Genomic DNA, 19,386 nt, shown 5'->3' with positions numbered 1-19,386 from the left:
GCGTGGGGTAGTTCACTTCTCTTGACATATCTGCAAATCAATTGAAGGCTCTGCCAAAGGAAATTCAAGAGTTGAAAAATCTTACTGAACTCAACATATCTGGAAATCAACTGACGGCTCTGCCAAAGGAAATTTTTGAATTAAATTTAGAAATTGAATGGGATGATAGAGGGTATTTTGTACAGAAATCAAATACAATTTACTTGAATGGAAACCCTTTTGAAAATCCTCCTGTAGAGATTGTAAAGCAGGGCAGAGAGGCAGTTGTCAACTATTTTAAGTCGCTGGAAGATGGGGGTGGTCCTTTTGTATTCGGTTGATATTATTTTAAATAATCATGATGGAGCTTTAAGCTCCTTTTTTCCATTTTTTGCTGCGACCGGAACCAACCTGCCCCCGGAGTCCAAAAACACAGGCAAAAGACAAATTGGATATTTCACCATGAAAACATCAACCATGAAGCACGGGACGACCTAAAATTATATGATTATTTAAACCCAAATATTTGAAGATCTGTTTATTATTTATATGAGGGATTCCAAGTAATAATGAATCTTTTTATGTATTTGTGGTGAACAAAATGAAAAGATTTGAATATTGTTTTTTAACTCTTGCGGAATTTCATATATCACGGACCGGACCGGCTGTCTATTTTTCTAATCCTAATGAGTAACTATTCAGCGTAAGAAAAACAATATCAATAGGCATCTTCTTAAATATGAAACGACCAAAATCATCATATCTCATATTATGAAATTGTTGGCTATTGATTGCGTTTTTCGGTTTTACGTAAGTTGGTAATTCGATACCTTTGAAACATGATAATCAGTATCAATCGGCTGCTTTTTGGTACGCTGAATAGATACCCATTTTCATTATCTTTTTGGGTTTCAATTTCGGCAAGTTTATCTTCGTATAATTTCAACAATTCAGAAGGTTTTATACCAAGTCCTTTAACATTTATCAAAAATGCAACAAAATGTATCTTATGTTGCATTTACATTTTGACCCTTTTTTCATTCGGTAAAATCAAAAATGAGATATAACATAACGGATTATAAATTATCCAAATGTATGGTCCAGAAGATAGTACAAAAGCAATAATTCTGATTATTTAAAATAATGTCAACTGAATACAAATGGACCACCTACTTTATTCAGGATTTAGATCTCTATTTATTGCACATTATTTTAATAAAAACAGTGTCGGTTAAATCAAGTCTCCGGCTATCGTTTTTAGGGTGTGCTATGTGTTTCTACATAAAAAAAGCTGTTTCATACCCCGGCCTTCTATCGGTGGGATGTTGCATATTCCTATATGATGCGGAATGATTGAGTTAAGAAAAACATAGTAGGACGGTGCAACTTTGCAGACTCCAATTGTTAACCCTTTATATATTCAGTATATCACATTATCATCTCTTATAATAGGGGTAAAGCCACGTAACCAACATATATTATAAGTAAGAACATTATTAAATATATTATATTTGTAAATAGATCCGGCTCCTTTGATTGACCTTTCATTATTTTTAATGTGTTAGTCCTCTATATAAAGTTCACTTTTATAGTTTTTCTTTTCCTTATTCATCGGGAGTCCTGGTTAATTCCCTGGGCTTCCCTGATTACCTGGGCTTCTCTGCTTTCTTCTACTCTTTTTTTTATTCTGTAAAAGGTTTTTTCACTAATCCCATTTAACTACAAGCTTCTTTTTTAGAAAGGTCTTCAGCTCATTTTTTCCATTTTTTGCTGTGGCCGGAATCAACCTGCACACGGTGGCCAAAAACACAAGCAAAAGAAACATTGGATATTAAACCGTGGAAACATCAACCATGAAGCACGGGACGACCCAATTTTTGGTGGTCCATTTATATTCGGTTGATATTATTTTAAATCATTAGAATAGAGCCTTAGCTCCTTTTTTCCATTTTTTGTTGCTCCCGGAATAAACCTGCATCTTAGGTCCAAAAACACAAGCATAAGCCACATTGGATATTTGACCATGAAAAGATCAACCATGCAGCACTGGACGATCGACGATCAAAAAAGCTCAAAACAAAAAACGGGGCCAAAAATTCAACCCAAAAAAATCAATTCCCGGCATCCGTTATCTCAAATTCCACATTCCGGCTTTCAAGCTCCCTTTTTATTTCTTCCATAAAGACACCCGGCCCCGGAGCATGGAAATGGTGAAACTCCTTTACTTTTCCCGGTTCTCCTCCCACACTCGTAATTTCCACGCCGCAGGACGGACTTTTAGGGACACCGAGAATCCTTATTTTCACGCCGTCGGTTGCCAGTTCCTCTATCAAATCGGCAAAGGGCCTGAAAACTTCCCGGCAAAAACGCCTGTATCCGGGGTGGTCGAGCTGGTCTTTCGTAATTTCCCGGCGCTGCATTCCGAGGTACATGGCTTCAGGACAGGGGAGCTGAATAACGTTTCTGCCTTTTGGGTCAAAGGGGGTGGCGGGTTTTACGCCTTTGACTCGGGCAAGGGGGTTTAAAAGACAGTGGCCGACTACCAGAACTTCTTTGGCTTCTTCGCCGGTTTTGCCGTATTCAGGAATTTTGGTTGATTTGGAAGGGGTGGCCGGAATTGCGGAATCTTCGGGAACTTCTGTTTTGCTCATGTTTAAACATCATCAGCTTTTTGCACATAATCTTTTGCCACATTTTTCTGGATTTTATGTGGATGGCCTGTTTTTCTGATTGTTTTTTTTTCTACGAATCGGTATCATGTCAGGGGTTTTGCTGGAGTATCTTTTTCAATTAATTTTCGAAAAGGCCGTCCGCCTCCGGCGGCCGTTGAGTTCCGCGTTTTTTGAGGAAGCATAATTCAAAAAATCTGGTCCCTGTTTGAAGTTTTGGAAATCAAAATTGAGGGGTCGGAGAGCAAATCCGGTCTCAAAAATTGAGAACGTGAGGGGTTCCAAATAGTAGATCCTTACCTTGAATAACAGATTATATAATGACGTTCTACGTATTACCAGAAAATAATTCCTGTAATTTTGCAGTCAGTTGACCGCAGAAAGCACAGTATCTTAATTAGTATCATGATTCATCTGTATCCATCTCAATATCATTATTCTTTAGTATCTCACAGTATTTCTTCAGTATCACAGTAATAACGCATTCCCTACCCGGAAGGATCTATCACATGCAAGAAGACATTGGAACAATAATCAATAAAGGAATCAGTACCTGGGTTAGAAATCTTAACATCTTCATTCCCTTTCTTCTGAACTCGATTGCCGAGGGAATAATTTCTGCTGTTTTCTTCGGCCTGATGGCAGTTCTGCTTTTTGCCTCACAAATCGAAAGTGGAATGGACCTTGAAGCCCTCTCCCCCGAAGAACTGATAAGCATGTTCGGTTCGGCGCTCATGGATAATGTAGGGATAACGGTTGTGAGCCTCTTCGTGTTTTTCCTGCTGATAAGCTTCATTCAGGTCTTTTTCAGGGCCGGGGCTATAGGGATGGCAAAGGAAGCAAGCGAACGTGGAGATGCCGTATTTTCGGACATGATCCGGTACGGCTCAAAAAACGCTTTTCGGCTTTTTCTGGTCACGGTTCTTATGGGGCTCCTTATGCTCGTAGGCATCGTATTTATCGTGCCTGGAGCCCTGGCGGTGGATGACCTGAGCCTTTTTCTGGAAAACCCGGAAAGCTCGCTTGAGACAATGGGGCTTATGGGAATTGGAATGGTGGTCTGGACGTTCTATGCCCTTTTTATAAACCTGCTCCTCTCCGTGGTCCCCTTCGCCCTCGTCCTCGATGATCTCGACCCCATCGAAGCTCTGAGTACAGGCCTCAGGTTCTTCATGGACAACAAACTGAGTGTTTTCTTCCTCTGGGGAATTTCCATGAGCCTGTCAATGGTACTCGGGCTTGCCCAGCAGTACCTTGGGGCGGAAAGTCTGTTATTCTCCTTCCTGACGAGCATCATTTCACTTTTCGTCATTCTCCCGCTCACAACCGTCTGGTGGACCCGGTTCTACCTGGACCGGACAGGGAAAAAGCTCTATGACCACTTCGAACTCCTGAATGATTCCCATGACTTCATTAAATCCTATTGAGAAATGAGTCAAATATAATATCAAGTATTTTTGTTTACCATTCCTTAACCACGGAAAAGCACAGAAAGACACGGAAACCGGCCTGATGGCCGGTGAGTACTTTGGACATTTATATAATTTGATTCAAAAACAACTCTGGATTCTTGAAAGCGGACTAAAAAACACCAGAGCAACCTTCATTGCCGTCTTCCCCGAGTTCCGCTTCGGGATCACAGGAAATCGAAGATTTCCTGGGAGTTGCGATGAAATCGCAACAGCACGGTGTCCTTTTCGGGAGCTACGCTCCCTCAAGAGGACTAAAAAACACCAGAACAACCTTAAATATCGTCTTCCTGCCGTCTTTTTCCGTGTATTCCGTGTGTTCCGTGGTTTGAATGCACACACCAAACACCCCCTCACAAAAAAACACAACATGTCTGAGTATGAAGCAACTCCCAAAATAAAACCTGAAGTTATATTTTCACCATTCCTGAACTTTGAGAAAAGGGAAGTAGATAAATAATCGAGAAAAGGAAGAAGCAGGATTCTTCCCTTCTTACTTTTTTACTTTTTTACATTTTCAATCTTTGTTACTGTTTTTATTTTATTTACTTTTTTTATATTTTTAACCTTTTCCAAGCAATTTGCAGGTCTGGCAGAGGTCTTCGGAACAGGTTTCCCCGCAGACCCGGCACTTTGAGAGCACTGCCGGAGGCATCTCTTTTGCGAGAGCCCCGACAAGCTTGTCAAAGCCCCTGAGGAGGGAATATTTCGTGCCCGGATGTTTTACTTCAAACTCGTTGAGCATGACCCTGATTTCTCTTCTCATGGCCTCTCCCACATAGGGACATTTGCTGAAATCCGCAGGCAGGTCGTGGAGGAGGGCATAGAGAGCGACTTCCTTTTCCGGCACGTTCCTGAGGGGCTTTGAACGGAGGACCAGGCCTTCGATGGCCGCAGTTGGTCTTAGTCTAACCATACGTTCCATGTCTCCCCTTAAGTGGTTGAGCATAATCGTCTGGGCCTCGTCATCGAGGTTATGGCCCGTGACAAGTTTTGTTGCTCCTATATCAAGGGCTACCCTGTTCAGTATATTTTTCCGGAGGACACCACAGTAACTGCATGTACCTTTTTCCCGGTCTTTTGCGGCGATTTCGTCCATCGTGATCCCATGTTCTTCCCGGAAGGATTTGATGATGTGCCTGACCCCAAGCCTTTCCGTAAGCTCTTTTGCGGCTTCGATGGAAGAGGTCCTGTGGCTTTCGATCCCCTCGTCCACGGTTATCGCCACAAGCTCGATATCGGGCCGGTCCCCTACGATCTTTTTCAGGATATAAAGGGCAACAGCACTGTCCTTACCACCGCTCAAGGCCACGGCTATCACGTCATTTTTCTGGATACCGTAATATTTCCGGATGGTCAGTTTGATCTTGCGTTCGACGTCAGCTATGAAGTGTTTTTTGCAAAGGTGAAGCCCGGAGTATTTCTGGAAAATGATGGCTTCACCGTTACATTTCTTGCATTTTATGGTCATGTTCAGTCCTTTTTTGACGGTTTCCCGAAATATTTTTGGAAAATAAGAAAAACCCTGTCGGGCCTGACTGTTTGGAATACGGGAATGATGTTTTTGCTGGTGGAAGCGTTTGGTATGTGCATTCAAACCACGGAAAGGCACGGAAAAGCACGGAAAAAAGAATGCCGGGAGGATGACATTTACGGTTGCTCTGGCGTTTTGTCCACAGTGAATTTTTGAATCGATTATTTTAAGTCCCGGCTTACTCACCGGCCGTCAGGCCGGTTTCCGTGTCTTTCCGTGTGTTCCGTGGTTGAAAGTTCTATTTCCAGCGATTCTGGATCGAGAACTTCAAACGATGCAGATATAGCCATACAAGTACAATGATTCCAATATATTGCCATAAATCTGGACTTTGAAATAGGCCTGCATGGCAACGTAAAGAACCACGGATGAACACAGATGGACACAGATTTCGGTCATCCGTGTTTATCTGTGTCCATCCGTGGTTTATTCACAGACTTTGGAATCGATATAATAGTTTGGTTTTCAGAATTATATTGGGTTATTGCCTTGCATTTTGTGCAAAAATTCCGTATTTTAAAATTGAGTGAGTATAATTCCATTTTCCCAAATAATCATTCTTGTTAACAAAAATCCTTGATATTATATTTGAATCATTTAATCCTTCCTGACTGTGGGCCGGTCGATCTGGCAAAAATATATGGGCATAGTTATATAAATCTTTTGTAATCCATACCGTTCCAATTAGTGTATCGATTGCAAAATTAGAAAATAAACCACGGCTTTGGGAACAGGCAACTTCTCAAAAAAAGAGCGTAAAAGAGCGAGACTGTGGGAAAAAGTGACGGAAATATAAAAAACCAGCGATGGCCAAAAAGTAGCTGTGGAAAAAAAGAGAGGTTTCAGGCCTTAAAACCCTTTTTCCCCTGCTCCAATCCTTCCTTAAGTTTTTGTTCCCTTTTTACTTCCAGGATCATCTTTTCAAGGTATTCTCTCGGGATGCTCTTGTGCTTCTCTTCCGTGCAGACCTTGACTTTTTCTATCAGGGAACAGAGTTCGTCCCGCTCAAGACAGCAACCTATACTTTCGATAATGCCTTTGAGGGCCTTTGTGCCGGTGTGTTTGCCAACTACCAGGTTTCTTTTTCCGCCCACCATTTCGGGGAGGAAGACCTCGTAGGTCCTGGGGTCTTCCAGGATTGCTGCAACGTGAATTCCCGATTCGTGGGTAAAGGCGTTTCTCCCGACTACGGACTTGGTAACGGCCGGGACAATTCCCGAATAGTCCTCGACCAGGCGGGAAAGGGCCGTCAGTTTTGTGGTGTCGTAGCGGTCGATTCCGTACTGGACTCTGAGGGCCACGAGTATCTCTTCAAGAGCGGCGTTTCCGGCTCGTTCTCCTATACCGTTTACCGTGGTATGTAGCTGCTTTGCCCCGGCTTCAGCGGCGGCAAGGGTGTTTGCGGTCGCAAGGCCTATGTCGTCGTGGCAGTGCATGCAAATCGGGGTGTGCACCACATTGTAGATTTCACTTACCAGGTAGTTAGTCGTCCTGGGGTTGAGGATGCCCACGGTGTCGGCAAGGCTCACGTAGTCAATTTTATAATCCTTTTCAACTTCCAGGAAAACCTTCTTGAGCCGGTCCACAGGAGTCCTGCTTGCATCTTCGGCCGCGAATCTGACCCCTACCCCGTGGTCTTTCGCGTACTCGATGGTCTCTTTTGCGCAGTTAATCATTTCCTCAAGGCTTCTGTGATACTTGTACTTGAGGTGCATGTCGGACATGGCAATGAAAATACTTACTATATCCACATCACAGTCAAGAGCAGCATCCACGTCTCCCTTTACGGATCTGGAGAGACAGCAGATCCTTGAGCTAAGCCCTTCGTTTGCAATATCTTTAACAGTTTGTTTCTCGTTTGCGGACACGACCGGAAAACCGGCTTCGATTACCTCTACACCTATGGAATCGAGTTCACGGGCAATCTCAAGTTTATGTTTGCTGGTAAATACAACCCCCGGTGTCTGTTCCCCGTCGCGAAGGGTAACATCGCAAATCTCTATGTCCAGGGGCCTAATGTTAATAAATTGCATCAGCTCATTTTTGGAATACTGCTCGTTCTCAGACATGGTAGTTGCTTCCTTATAATCAGGGTTTTTGAGCGATTTTTCTTTTCCCGGCAGATCTATGATTATTTATAATGATAGATCGGGGACTCGACTCTACCAGGGCCCAAATGGTGTAAATTATTAAAAGGTTTAGAAAGGCTTTGAAAGCCAGAAAATGTGATCTTTGAGATGTATTTTAGATATAATTTACACATCATTTAAATATCTTTTGGATATATATTTATGATGTTCAACTGGTATATTGATAATATATTGATAATATTTTAACCAGATTAAGAATAGCTTTACTTGCACAGGTATAAAGGTTGTGCTCTGCGGAAAGGCATTACCGGCATCTAGCCGACTGATATAAGGTTCTGATATATAAATATTTACGACTTCCTGAAGGGGGATTAAAAGGGTAAACATATTTTATTATCTAACAAGCAATTATGTCTCCGTTTTTATATACAAATTTCTATATAAATAACATGATATATAAAAGATCATATACTCTTTTTATACTATGTACGTCGCCCGGGAAGTTTCTTAATTATTATAACTTTCAGGTGAGTTTTCGCTGCACTCTTTCATAAAAGCAGGCATCAGAAACCTTCACAAAACGGGCCGGATACTTCGACTTCTTAAGTTTGACCTCATCACCCGGCTGGATGCTGTAGGACTTTTGCCCGTCGATTGCAACTACAGCCTCTTTCTTGGGGTCGAGCAGCCTGATTTTGATGATGCTGTCCGAGGGGATAACCCAGGGCCTTGAGGAGAGCTTGAAAGGGGCAACCGGCACGATCAGGACCGCATTGACCCTCGGGTTTACGATTGGGCCTCCGGCGCTCATGGCATAGGCCGTGGAGCCCGTGGGAGTCGCAAAGACCACGCCGTCCGCCCTTATCCTGTCAAGCAGACATTCGTTAATCTGGACCTCGAACTGTATGATCTTCGCGGGTTTGGCGGACATCACCGCCACTTCGTTAGTTGCGGTATCGAGGACTTCCCCGTTCAGGAAAACGTCCACACGCATCCTTTCGATATAGGAATAGCCGTAGAGCACCTCTTCAATGGTCTCAATGGCATCTTCGGGCTCAACGTCCACAAGAAAACCCAGAGTCCCCATATTAATCCCGAGGATTGGGAGTGGGTCTTTCATCCTGGAGATGTTTCGGAGGACTGTCCCGTCTCCCCCAACGCTGATTATGAGTTCAACTCCGGCGTCCCGCATCATTTCCACGGAAGTCCCCGGAAGGCCGAGCACGTCCGCGGTGGAGGTGGATACAAAAATTTCCACCTCTGAACTGAAACGGTCGAGGATGGCTTTTACCAGCTCCAGAACCTCCCGCCGGTCACAGCGGGAAGCAATCCCGATTTTTTTGATAGACAAGTTATTCCCCTGAGAGCAGTTGTAAGAGTTTTTCGTGCACATGGCCGTTTGAAGCGACCATTTCCACCCTGTGCACAACATTTGCAGGAAGATTTAAAGGTTTGCCTAAACTGTCCGTAACAGTCCCCCCGGCTTCCGTAAGGATGAGCTGGCCTGCGGCTATATCGGTTACCCTGAGAGCGTTTCTCACGTCCACATAAGCGTCCAGTTTTCCGGAAGCCACGTAACAGAGTTCAAGCGCCACGCTTCCCAGGACCCTTATCCTCCGGATATTGCTCTGGAGTTTTTGGCTCCTTGCAGCGTTTTTCCGATACCCGTAAGCGCTGATGCAGAGCGTATGAAGGTCCGCGTTCCGGGTCGGCTCGATAGCTTTTCCGTTCAGGTACGCGCCTTTTCCGGCTTCTGCAAAGTATTCTTCTTCCATCGCCAGGTTGCGCACGTACCCGAAACATATTTTTGAAAGGTCTGGAGAAGCGACGGCAATGGATACGTTGTAAAAAGGAATCCCGACAACCGCGTTGTAGGTCCCGTCCAGAGGGTCAAGGATAAGGGAAAACTCGGGAGAATCTCCGAGCACTTTTTCCCCGAGTTCCTCGCTGATGACCCTTACAGACCGGCCGTCGGTTTTCAGGACCTCCATAATCGCATCTTCGGCCACGAGGTCAATCTTTGCGGTGGGGGTCCCGTCAGCCCCCATCCCCATGATTTCTCCGGCTTCCCGAGAGTTTCCCGCAAGGTCAACTATAGCATCCGAGGCGGCTTTACTGGCTTCCCTGCACAGGTCTAAAAAATTAAAATTGGGGGTCATTTTTAGTCAGCTTTTCCAGTTTTGTTGTGTTTTTCTGGTTTTTTGTTTTTGTTTTTGTTTTTGTTTTTGTTTTTGTTTTTGTTTTTGTTTTTTGTTTTTTTGTTTTGTGTTTCTGCAATTCTGTGGTCCGGTTTTTTTCAGGCCTCAAAACCCATGCAGGTTTCAGAGCCCGAGCGCCCTGTTTGTTTTCTCAATGGACTTTTCGGCGTCGCTTTCCAATTCCATCATGGCCCGGATAGCGTCCACGTTTTCAGGCACAACGTCGGATTCTTGGTGGATTGCCTGGAAGAAGTAGAGTTCCCCATCGTGAATGGTGATGGATTCTTCCCAGATGCAGTTTTCCCACATGTCGCTTCTTGGCCTCTTCAGATCCCTGGCGACTTCAATGATCTCAGCCGTTGAGGTGATTCCCTGCCCGATAAGCCGGATCCTGGACTGGGTTTTGAACAGTTCTATGATGTCTTCAGCACTGCATTCCTTTTCAAGCTCCAGATTTACGGTGTGCAGGTGCATGAGGGTCGTCGGGACCTTCATCGCCGCGGTGGTGATATTGATGTGCGGGATCACGGTCTTTACATCGGGCCCGTGATGGGAAGGCATTTTGATGGTAGGGACAATGGCGTTAATAGGCCCTTTTTTCGCGTCATTGGGGTCGGTGGCCCTCCTTACAAGGGTGGCCCTGGCTTTCTTGACTCCAAATTTTTTATCAATGGGGTATATAACCCGGCAGAGTCCGGTTGTGTTGCAGGAGACAACCCTCACAAAGTCCCGGCCGATAGCTCCTTCGTAGTTGGAAACCGCATTGAAGGAAAAACCTGTAAGTTCGTGGGCTTCCCCGCCCTGCCAGATGGCCTTCACGCCTGCCTTTTCATACATTTCCTTGTTCTTTTCCCCGATTCCTCCGGGGGTACAGTCCACGACAAGATCCACCTTTTCCACCATTTCCTCAAGGGTTCCGGCAGCGGGAATCCCGGCTTCCTTAAAGGCTTCTAACCTGTCGGAGAGGGTATAAATGTCATACCCAAGCTGGTGGGCGACCGCTGCCTCATAGTTAGGCCTGGTTTTTGCGATCCCGATAATCTCCATGTCGTCTTGGGCTTGCACGGCGTCTGCAACTCTTTTCCCTATTGTTCCGTATCCGTTTACTGCGATTTTTGCTTTTACCATCTGTTATCCTGTCCTACCCAAATTTAAGTTATTTGTAAGTGTTATAATGGATTTATAAGTATTATAAACGATTTTCCATCTTTTATATCAATCGTTTTATTACCCGTTTTTGCTATGATATAGTCAAACGATTAAATAGGTTCTTGAAGCAGAATTCCTGATTTTTTCGGAGAATCCAAAAATACCTTTTTTATTCCGGGAACCTCGCAAATGAGATTAATTTTTCGGTTTTGAAAAACTACCGGGGCCTGAATACGTCTCTCTTTTCTATTTAATGAGGAGACTGGGCAAGCGTCCGGCAAAAAAAGAGAAATAAAAAAACAAGAAATGCCGTAAAACAGAAGAAAGGACAGAAAAGGGAAAACAGGAAAAATAGGAAAAACAGGAAAACCGGGACGTTGTTCACGGATCAACAGGCAGGAAGCCCGGTTGCTTTAGCGCCGGGAGGAATGCCGTACTCCTCTGCCGAATATTCGTAGCCATCTCCTCTCTGTACCACTTTGAAGTATTTTTTATTAATTCCCTGTGCAATTCTTTTTCCTTCTTTGTTCTTAATGTCAAAACTGCCCGATTTCCTACAAGCAATGGAGCCAAACCAGATTCCTTTATACTTCCCTCTGGGTACAACGGCTTTGATTGTATCGCCAGTTTGAAATCCGAAAAAGGTTTTTTGCCGGGGCAAGTATGACCGTGGAAAACCGTACTTATCGAGATTTGTTCTTTTATATTGCCCTCTTCCCTTTGTTTTGATGTGCAGTACGCTGTTTGTTGCAAACTTGATTGTTTCTGGTGTGGATTCGCCTACAAAAACAGCATCAAAATGGTGATCCTTTTGAATTCCTGCTTTGATCCGGTTCATTTTTGTTCTTGCGCCTGTACCGCATTCTACAGGAAGGCCCGTTCTCGTCAAGACTTCAAAAACCTTCCATCTGGTAGCAGTTACAATCGCGGCATCTTTAAGCGGTTTTTTGACCAGTTCGTGTACTTCCGGATGTCCGAATTCTTCCGCCGTTCTGTTTCCTTTCTTCTGGTTGCATTCTCTGCAAGCTAAAGTTAGGTTAGAAATCCTGCTTGAGCCGTCTCTACTTTTAGGAATAATATGCTCAATTTGCAAAGGAACGTTTTCAGCTCCGCAGTACACACATTTTCTACCAAATTTTTCAAGCAGGTATTCCCGGATCTCATAACCTTGCAGCTCTCCCTGCTGATACTCAATTCCACTTATCTCAGGGTTTTGCATGAGTTGAGTATCAAACTTGCAGTTTTCATAGGAAATATGTGTCAGTGGGCATAGTTTCCTGAGCCTATCGGCCCAATTTCCTATATTATCTACACGGCTTTGCAGGGATGGAGGCAGCCAGCCTTCCCTTCTTTTCCGATTCATGAACCTCGGTTTTCTGTATCTGGTTTTGCGGTTTCTTCGGGTTTTTCTCATTGCTCTTCTGTCATCAAGTTTCGTTTTAATTCCTGTCCTGTGATGCAGTTGGGCCGTCCAGACTACCGTTGAACCGTTCAGGATAGCAAGGCCAGTATGTCGGCTTCCGTAATCTATTTTGAGCCGAAATTCTGAATTGTCCTTAGACTCTTTCAGCTCTTTGAGTCGGATTGTAAAGGGATATTTTTTGTGAATAACCGCTTTTCCCGCTTTAAGCAGTTTTCTTGCAACTGCTTCGTGGCAGGGACTTAAAGGCTCTTTGTTCTTGTTTAGTACGAATGTCATATTTGGATTTCTCCGCTCTGCTTTGGAAACGAATTTCCGCGGCAGGTAACGCAATTTTTAAATTGTCTCCCCTCGCCAATGTTGGAAATGCTTGTCAGGCGTAGTACACCGTCCCTACCTCCCAGGACTTTTAATACTACACGATAGAGCTGCAAACTGAGGAAGCATTTGCAGGTATCATGACATTTCTAACGTAGTCAATTAAGACTTAGGCTGGTCAACCAGGGCTTATACAAGCCCCACTGCTTCAGCGTGGGGTAGTTGACACCTCGAGGAGCAGGGCCTCTCCTTTTGAAAAGCTAATCTCTTTTATCGAACCCAAAACCGTCTTCCTTTCTCCGAGGATGCCTGTAAGTTCTATTGAGTCTCCTTCCACGACGATCCTTGCCACAGATTCCATAATCTTCTCGCGCTCTTTTCCGCGCAGCATCACGACGTTCAATTCACACATCTTTCAGACCTCCGTTTGTTATCACGTTTGCTTTTTCGCCTTTTATCCGGGCCGACATTTTCAACAAATATATGTCATCTCAGTCCAACGCCTTAAAAAGTTAGCGATTTTTTCCCTTTTCAAAGAAAATTTTGTTTCAGGTAAATTTTGTTAAGGACAATTCATCATTTTTGCAACTGTAAGGTCCTTCTTAAGCCCCATATCCTCGGCCACACACTCGCACTTTGTCAGCAGGAGGTAGGCAATGGGCCCGAAGTTGTGTTCCGAAAGGGTCTCGTAATTCGCCATACCCTTGCTGATGATCAGGCTTGCTTCTTTCATGACCGTGAGCAGTTCATCAGGGGCCTCTTCCACGGAAACACCTACAGCGTTTGAGCCCGTGGTCAGGACTTTGTCAACCATACTGTCAATCCCGAATTCCCGGACATCGTCCATAGTAGCGTCGGTAAGTATAGGGCCTCCCCTGACCACAAGGGTGACCTTTCCGCCTAACTTTTTGATAACCTCAAAGAGAATCATATCAAAGAGGATCTCTCCGCAGTTGTCCGCGATGTAGACCACATTATTAAGCATTCCTAACATATAAGGGGTCTCGTCCACGTCAAGCCCGCGTTCGAAGAGTTCTCTGAAAGCTCCTTCGAAGCGGTCCTCGCTTGCGTCAAAGCCCATAATCCCGAAGTCAAAGTAATTCCCGATAATGGATGCAAGGACGGCTCTCCGGAAAATCTCGGCATCTTCAGGATTACCTTCGTAGATCTTCTTCCTCGCAAAGGGCAGGACTTTCTGAGCAGCTTCGTTGCTGAGCTTTTTCGTCACCCGGTAGGGGTCTTTATCCTTTAAGGTTTCGTAACATTTCCTGTGGACCATTGTTGCAACGGATGCGGAAACTACCTCAGGACTGTAGTTTTCGGATATCACTTTCAGGCATTCATGAAGGGTCCGATTTATCAGCTCGTCATCATCAGTAGAAAGTTTTGACTGAAAATGCACTCTTGAAAGTAAGCAATAAGCACAGCATGGGTTCATTTTCATGGGTTTTCATCCTTTTTTTGCTTGGGGTAGTTGGTATTACCTGAATAAAGAGATTTGGGATGTAAAGGAGCATTTCCAGAAGATATAACAGGTTTACCCTGTTGACACTCCACATTTCTCTTTAAAGGTGGCGCGATTGAAATAATTAAAATTGTGGACCCGATATATAAAAAAAGAAAAAGGTCCTCATCTAATTATCTAATATTATGTACAAAGTAAGTTTGAAAGAAGTAAGTTTGTGGGTTGTGTTGGGTGGTTTGATTACCAGAGATACCATTATAATTAACTACTAACTATATTTATCTATTGTGTTAATATTTATGAGATGTTTACAATCATGGTCCGGATGCTACCGAAAACCCTTAAATTCGGGTCAGGTAGCAAAATTCTTAAATTAAGAAAAATGTAACTATTCAGCGTAAGAAAAACAATATCAATAGGCATCTTCTTAAATATGAAACGACCAAAATCATCATATCTCATATTATGAAATTGTTGGCTATTGATTGCGTTTTTCGGTTTTACGTAAGTTGGTAATTCGATACCTTTGAAACATGATAATCAGTATCAATCGGCTGCTTTTTGGTACGCTGAATAGATACAGAAAAATCAAAGATTTTTCTAATCATGAAGCGGAATTCGGCTGGTGCAATCAGGGCATGGAGAAGTGCAGGGCAAACTTCTTTATACTTTTACTTAAAAATTATTTGCAATGACACGTCGAGTCCGGAATCCGGTCCCCAAAATCCCGGGACGCATTTTCTCAGTCCTGTTCCTTCTGGCTTCCTTCTTTTTTCTATCTCTTTCAGCTCCTGCCGGAGCTCTCACGGAAGTCGAGGTAAATCCTGTCCCTTCCCCGGACGGTGCAGTGCTCTTAATAGTGGATGGACTCAGTGCCCCTTTTATCTACCCGGAACTGACCCCCAGAGCTCTTGACGGCAGCCCGCTTGAAAAAGCCCTGGTCGAGACCCTGCCCGAAATTGCCGGGGAGAGTGCGAGGGTCCTGGATATCCGGGCCCCCCAGACCTTTACCGAAGGGGGACATTCGACCCTGGCCACCGGAAACAGGAAAGCTGACAGTGAGCTGGTGAGTTTCAGGGACGCAAGCATTTTTGATGCCGCCCACAAAAACGGCTATCTCTGCCTCGGAGTGATGGAAAGAGGTGACTCCTGGGCAGTCTGTGCCGAACACGATGCCATTCTCAGGGACAAAAACAATTCAGTCACAAAGATGAAAATTACTCTTGAGGAATACGAACACTCTCCTGATAATGTAAATGTCCCGCCCGGACTTGTTAAACTCATGAACGAAGCCGCGGCCCGGGCCCCCGGCTACACCACGTCAAAGGAGACCAGGGACAGGTATTCCGGCTACAACCGCTGGGGGATCGAGACTACCTGTGAAGTCGTAGAGTATATGGCCGAAAACTGCCCCGGCCAGAAATATCTCCTTACGGTCAACGTGGGGGCCGTAGACTCTAGCGGGCACCGCCGCAAAAACTACGGGTACATCGACTGCATAGAGAGCCTGGATGCGGACCTTCCCCCTCTCTATGCCCTCTGCAAAAAGCAGAACCTGGCCTTTATACTGACCGCTGACCACGGCATGGCTTTTCCAACGCCCGAGAGTAATGGCGGACACCAGGCCGATAAGTACACCGTTTCGGACGAGGCCCAGATGGTCCCCCTTATAGTTCATGCCCCGGGTGTGGAAACCGGGGTCCTGGGCGGCAAATACGGGCAGGAAGACATTGCCCCCACCCTCCTGAGCCTCCTGAACATCCCCGAAAGGCCCCGCTTTTCGGACGGCGAGGTGATTTTCGAAAAAGATTACGCGAACCTTAAGGTGATACTGCAGGAAACAGGTTCTGTTAAACTTCTGGATGGCGGAAGTGGAAGTGGAAGTGGGAACTGGAAAGAGCTTGCCTCTTCCGGGGCCGACGACGAGTTCCTTTTCCTCGGGCTTGAGCCGGGTCGTAACTATAAACTCGTAGTCTCCGGGGGAGGGGCGGCGATTGAAAAGGAAGTATTCCTGGAAGACGATACGATTCTCGATCTTGCGGTAATGGTCCCCGAAGCTTCCCAGGGTCGGGAGCCCACTGGAAATGGGGCTGTACCCTCTTCTCAGGCTCCGGTTTCGGGATTGGGTTTCAAGCGCTTTGTGGGCTATCTTCTGATCGGGCTGATCAACCTTGGGGGGCTCCTGATAATTGCCAGGATCTTGAAGGGTAATGAGGAGTAGTATATCGATTCCAAAGTCTGTGAATAAACCACGGATGGACACAGATAAACACGGATGACCGAAATCTGTGTCCATCTGTGTTCATCCGTGGTTCTTTACGTTGCCATGCAGGCCTATTTCAAAGTCCAGATTTATGGCAATATATTGGAATCATTGTAGTAGAACAAGATTTTTTTCCAGAGGGAGACAGGGTTTTCACCGGTCGCCATGCGACCGGCCTTTTCTTGAGAATACAAGGAGAAAAAATCGATAAGTCGCAAAAACCGGCGTTATTTGTGGCACTCAAAATTCTTTCAACAATCCGGGCCTGGCCTCTGTAAATAAGTTTTTCTGTATGGCCGGGCCAATATCTGTTTTTAATTCTCTTAGGGTTACTGGCCCTTCCTCCCCGCCGCCGGTTTAAAAAAAACTTGAATCACAGAAACCCTGTATCCATTTCCAAAATTCTTTTTTCCTTTCTAAAAAACGGCTGTGGGGAGAGATGCATCCATTTCCCATCCTTTTCGAAAAGGCCGGCCTCCTGTGTCGGCCGTTGAGGGCCCGCTTTTCTGAGATGTAGCAATCAACCCTGAACCGGTAAAACAAAAAGCTCCGAATAATTCTAAAAACCGGGCCAGACATCCCGGAAAAAAGCTGTCATCTATGACCGGGCCAATATATTTTTCCTCTTTTCATCAGGTTACCGGCCGTCTACCCCCGCAGTCGCAGCAAAAAGTCTAATTCACTGAAGCCCTGCCGTGGATTCCAAAATCCTCCACCCATCTTAAAAAGATAACAATGAAATATATCATCAGAACTGTGTAGAAAAGTCTTTAAACTCGCCGGTGGGTCGCTTGAATACGGTATCTACATGCACAACCTCGGCAAAAAGAGGCCCTTCTTTCAGATACTCTACAAGGAGCTGTACGGCGTCCAGCCCCCCTTCCGCAAGCACGAAGACCTGACCGTCCGAAAGGTTTTTTACATAACCTTTTACACCCAGCCGATTGGCCGATTTTTTCGCAAAATTCCGGAAACCTACATGCTGCACCCTGCCTGAAACGCGGATTTCTGCACGCACATTTTCACCGTTCATTTTTTTCCATTTCTTCTTTTTCCTTTCCTCTTTCTTCTCCTTATCTGCCCCCGGTCTCTTAAGAATATCGGGCCAGCCATCTCAGGCCCTCAGGCCGACTTTCCGAGCGCTCTTTTCCGTCCACCAATATCTTTTCAGCAGTAGCTCTTCAACAGGGCGAGCAGAAAATTCCAGGCCCGTTCAAGCGAAGGGATGTGGAGCTTTTCCTGAGGGGAATGCGGAGCTTCTATTGTGGGTCCGAGTGAGACCATTTCCATGCCCGGATACTTCGAGCCTATAACTCCGCATTCTAGCCCCGCGTGTACGACTTCGATTTCGGCCTTTTCCCCGAAAATTGTTTCGTAGACGGCGGTGCAGCGGGCCAGCAGGTCGGATCCCATATCCGGCTCCCAGGCCGGATAACCGTTTTCGTGCCTGACGTTGGCTCCTGCCAGTTTTGCCACGGCCTCGATTTTTCCTGTGATTTCGTCCCGTCTGGATCTGAATGAACTCCTCTGGCTAGAAAATATTTCTATTTCCCCATCGCCCGTCCGGACCGTTGCCAGGTTGTTCGAGGTCTCCACGAGCCCCTCAACCTCGTCCGACATCCTGTAAACCCCGTGCGGGAGGGAAAGCAGGAGCCCGACGATTTTTTCCGCAGAGGCCGAAGTCATGACCCTGTCGGCCGGGGCCTTCTTTTCCGAGACAACCCCTTCGGAGCTTTCGAATACCCGGACCCCTTCGATTTCCCTGAGTTCTTCAAACTTCAGTCCGAGGTCGGGGTCTGTTCTGGCGTATTCCGTCCGCAGAATTTCTTCGAATCTTGACAGGAGTTTTCCGGATTCTTCCACTATTCCCCTATCCAGCGCAAGAAAGCCCTCGGCAAAGTACGGGATGGAATTATGGGCACTGCCTCCGTTCAGGAAGACCTGCTTTACTTTTTCATTTCCTGTTTTTTTCGATTCTTCCGTTTCTTCCGTTTCTTTCGTTTTTTCCGTTTTTTCCGTTTTTTCCGTTTCCTTCAGGAGGAAAGACAGTCCCCGGGCCAGCACCTGGATGGCATTTGCCCGTTGTTTGTGGATTTCAACACCAGAATGCCCACCTTTGAGGCCCTCAACAGTGAGCTTGAAAAGTCCGAACTCTGTTCCGTAATCAAAATTTTCGTATTCGAGGGGCAGGGATATTTTCGTGTTCTGTCCCCCGGCACAACCAGCCGTAAAGACTCCCTCTTCCTCCGAGTCGAGGTTCAGGAGAATCTTCCCCTCAAAAAAGCCGGGCTCAAGAGCGTTTGCCCCGGTAAGGCCGGTTTCTTCGTCCACCGTGAAAAGGAGTTCGAGAGGCGGGTGTTCGGCTTCTTTGCTTTCCGCAAGCACGAGTGCAAGGGCCAGGGCAATTCCGTTGTCGGCCCCGAGGCTTGTTTCTTCAGCCTTTAGCCAGTCCCCTTCGCGCACAGAGCGGATAGGGTCTTTAGAAAAATCATGTCGGGAGCCCGGGGCCTTTTCACAGACCATGTCCATGTGGCCCTGGAGCACGATTGTCGGGGAGGATTCATGGCCGGGACTTGCCGGGACTTTGATCAGGACGTTCTTTACGGCGTCGGTTTTAACCTGGAAATTTCGGGCTTCGGCCCAGTTTCTGAGCCAGTTTGAGAGCTTTTCTTCATGCTTTGAGCAGCGCGGAATTTTGTTGATTTCCTCAAAGGTTTTCAGGATTTCCTGAGTTTTTGGGTGCATGAAAGACCGATTATGTCTATTCTCATTTATATAAGTCGTTTAGGAGGCAGGGTTTTCAGGGCAGGCATAATCGAAGCTCTATTATTA

At 45.6% G+C, this 19,386-nt stretch carries 15 protein-coding genes; 4 read left to right on the top strand and 11 right to left on the bottom strand.

Annotation, left to right across the window (positions count from 1 at the left end):
- The first annotated feature begins 26 nt into the window (after window positions 1-26).
- On the top strand, window positions 27-320 hold the full coding sequence (locus ACZ5QV_RS02110) for a hypothetical protein (RefSeq protein WP_464602003.1): 294 nt from the start codon (window positions 27-29) through the stop codon (window positions 318-320).
- Between the two features lie 1,770 nt (window positions 321-2,090).
- On the opposite strand, the gene ACZ5QV_RS02105 is transcribed toward ACZ5QV_RS02110, so the two are convergent.
- Window positions 2,091-2,630: a hypothetical protein gene (locus ACZ5QV_RS02105; RefSeq protein WP_464601014.1), complete on the bottom strand. Its 540-nt coding sequence runs from the start codon at window positions 2,628-2,630 to the stop codon at window positions 2,091-2,093.
- Between the two features lie 527 nt (window positions 2,631-3,157).
- On the opposite strand from ACZ5QV_RS02105, the gene ACZ5QV_RS02100 reads away from it, so the two are divergent.
- Both ACZ5QV_RS02100 and ACZ5QV_RS02095 read left to right on the top strand, forming a co-directional pair.
- A complete protein-coding gene (locus tag ACZ5QV_RS02100; RefSeq protein WP_464601013.1) occupies window positions 3,158-4,075 on the top strand; it encodes a DUF7847 domain-containing protein in 918 nt (305 codons plus the stop codon).
- 85 nt (window positions 4,076-4,160) lie between these two features.
- The gene (locus tag ACZ5QV_RS02095; protein ID WP_464601012.1) at window positions 4,161-4,577 is read left to right on the top strand and encodes a hypothetical protein; all 417 of its coding nucleotides are present in this window, start codon (window positions 4,161-4,163) and stop codon (window positions 4,575-4,577) included.
- A 102-nt stretch (window positions 4,578-4,679) separates the two neighbouring features.
- On the opposite strand, the gene ACZ5QV_RS02090 is transcribed toward ACZ5QV_RS02095, so the two are convergent.
- The 8 genes from ACZ5QV_RS02090 to ACZ5QV_RS02055 form a co-directional block, all read right to left on the bottom strand.
- Complete coding sequence (locus tag ACZ5QV_RS02090) at window positions 4,680-5,588, bottom strand: TIGR00269 family protein (protein WP_464601011.1); 909 nt, start codon at window positions 5,586-5,588, stop codon at window positions 4,680-4,682.
- 905 nt (window positions 5,589-6,493) lie between these two features.
- Complete coding sequence (locus ACZ5QV_RS02085; RefSeq protein ID WP_464601010.1) at window positions 6,494-7,720, bottom strand: homocitrate synthase family protein; 1,227 nt, start codon at window positions 7,718-7,720, stop codon at window positions 6,494-6,496.
- A gap of 544 nt (window positions 7,721-8,264) precedes the next feature.
- Complete coding sequence (locus ACZ5QV_RS02080; protein WP_464601009.1) at window positions 8,265-9,092, bottom strand: NAD(+)/NADH kinase; 828 nt, start codon at window positions 9,090-9,092, stop codon at window positions 8,265-8,267.
- 1 nt (window position 9,093) lies between these two features.
- Window positions 9,094-9,900 carry a bifunctional fructose-bisphosphatase/inositol-phosphate phosphatase gene (locus ACZ5QV_RS02075; protein WP_464601008.1) on the bottom strand — a complete coding sequence of 269 codons (807 nt, stop codon included), beginning with the start codon at window positions 9,898-9,900 and terminating at the stop codon, window positions 9,094-9,096.
- 162 nt (window positions 9,901-10,062) lie between these two features.
- The gene (locus ACZ5QV_RS02070) at window positions 10,063-11,067 is read right to left on the bottom strand and encodes a type II glyceraldehyde-3-phosphate dehydrogenase (protein WP_464601007.1); all 1,005 of its coding nucleotides are present in this window, start codon (window positions 11,065-11,067) and stop codon (window positions 10,063-10,065) included.
- A gap of 409 nt (window positions 11,068-11,476) precedes the next feature.
- Window positions 11,477-12,787: an RNA-guided endonuclease IscB gene (iscB, locus tag ACZ5QV_RS02065; protein WP_464601006.1), complete on the bottom strand. Its 1,311-nt coding sequence runs from the start codon at window positions 12,785-12,787 to the stop codon at window positions 11,477-11,479.
- A gap of 247 nt (window positions 12,788-13,034) precedes the next feature.
- Window positions 13,035-13,238 carry a CooT family nickel-binding protein gene (locus tag ACZ5QV_RS02060; protein WP_464601005.1) on the bottom strand — a complete coding sequence of 68 codons (204 nt, stop codon included), beginning with the start codon at window positions 13,236-13,238 and terminating at the stop codon, window positions 13,035-13,037.
- A 150-nt stretch (window positions 13,239-13,388) separates the two neighbouring features.
- Window positions 13,389-14,270: a damage-control phosphatase ARMT1 family protein gene (locus tag ACZ5QV_RS02055; protein WP_464601004.1), complete on the bottom strand. Its 882-nt coding sequence runs from the start codon at window positions 14,268-14,270 to the stop codon at window positions 13,389-13,391.
- A 712-nt stretch (window positions 14,271-14,982) separates the two neighbouring features.
- Between ACZ5QV_RS02055 and ACZ5QV_RS02050 the strand changes: the two genes are divergently transcribed.
- Window positions 14,983-16,512: an alkaline phosphatase family protein gene (locus tag ACZ5QV_RS02050; protein WP_464601003.1), complete on the top strand. Its 1,530-nt coding sequence runs from the start codon at window positions 14,983-14,985 to the stop codon at window positions 16,510-16,512.
- A 790-nt stretch (window positions 16,513-17,302) separates the two neighbouring features.
- On the opposite strand, the gene ACZ5QV_RS02045 is transcribed toward ACZ5QV_RS02050, so the two are convergent.
- Window positions 17,303-17,587: an acylphosphatase gene (locus ACZ5QV_RS02045; protein ID WP_464601002.1), complete on the bottom strand. Its 285-nt coding sequence runs from the start codon at window positions 17,585-17,587 to the stop codon at window positions 17,303-17,305.
- Between the two features lie 134 nt (window positions 17,588-17,721).
- Window positions 17,722-19,299, bottom strand: a complete 1,578-nt coding sequence (locus ACZ5QV_RS02040; RefSeq protein ID WP_464601001.1) for an aminoacyl-histidine dipeptidase — start codon at window positions 19,297-19,299, stop codon at window positions 17,722-17,724.
- Between the last annotated feature and the right edge of the window lie 87 nt (window positions 19,300-19,386).

This window comes from Methanosarcina baltica (assembly GCF_055394095.1).
The sequence above is the reverse complement of the archived record's forward strand: the minus strand, read 5'-3'. Positions and strand labels throughout refer to the sequence as shown.

Coding starts and splice junctions, on each gene's coding strand:
- ACZ5QV_RS02105 (WP_464601014.1), bottom strand. CDS start 2,630: ATGAGCAAAACAGAAGTTCCCGAAGATTCCGCAATTCCGGCCACCCCT.
- ACZ5QV_RS02100 (WP_464601013.1), top strand. CDS start 3,158: ATGCAAGAAGACATTGGAACAATAATCAATAAAGGAATCAGTACCTGG.
- ACZ5QV_RS02095 (WP_464601012.1), top strand. CDS start 4,161: ATGGCCGGTGAGTACTTTGGACATTTATATAATTTGATTCAAAAACAA.
- ACZ5QV_RS02090 (WP_464601011.1), bottom strand. CDS start 5,588: ATGACCATAAAATGCAAGAAATGTAACGGTGAAGCCATCATTTTCCAG.
- ACZ5QV_RS02085 (WP_464601010.1), bottom strand. CDS start 7,720: ATGTCTGAGAACGAGCAGTATTCCAAAAATGAGCTGATGCAATTTATT.
- ACZ5QV_RS02075 (WP_464601008.1), bottom strand. CDS start 9,900: ATGACCCCCAATTTTAATTTTTTAGACCTGTGCAGGGAAGCCAGTAAA.
- ACZ5QV_RS02070 (WP_464601007.1), bottom strand. CDS start 11,067: ATGGTAAAAGCAAAAATCGCAGTAAACGGATACGGAACAATAGGGAAA.
- iscB (WP_464601006.1), bottom strand. CDS start 12,787: ATGACATTCGTACTAAACAAGAACAAAGAGCCTTTAAGTCCCTGCCAC.
- ACZ5QV_RS02060 (WP_464601005.1), bottom strand. CDS start 13,238: ATGTGTGAATTGAACGTCGTGATGCTGCGCGGAAAAGAGCGCGAGAAG.
- ACZ5QV_RS02055 (WP_464601004.1), bottom strand. CDS start 14,270: ATGAAAATGAACCCATGCTGTGCTTATTGCTTACTTTCAAGAGTGCAT.
- ACZ5QV_RS02050 (WP_464601003.1), top strand. CDS start 14,983: ATGACACGTCGAGTCCGGAATCCGGTCCCCAAAATCCCGGGACGCATT.
- ACZ5QV_RS02045 (WP_464601002.1), bottom strand. CDS start 17,587: ATGAACGGTGAAAATGTGCGTGCAGAAATCCGCGTTTCAGGCAGGGTG.
- ACZ5QV_RS02040 (WP_464601001.1), bottom strand. CDS start 19,299: ATGCACCCAAAAACTCAGGAAATCCTGAAAACCTTTGAGGAAATCAAC.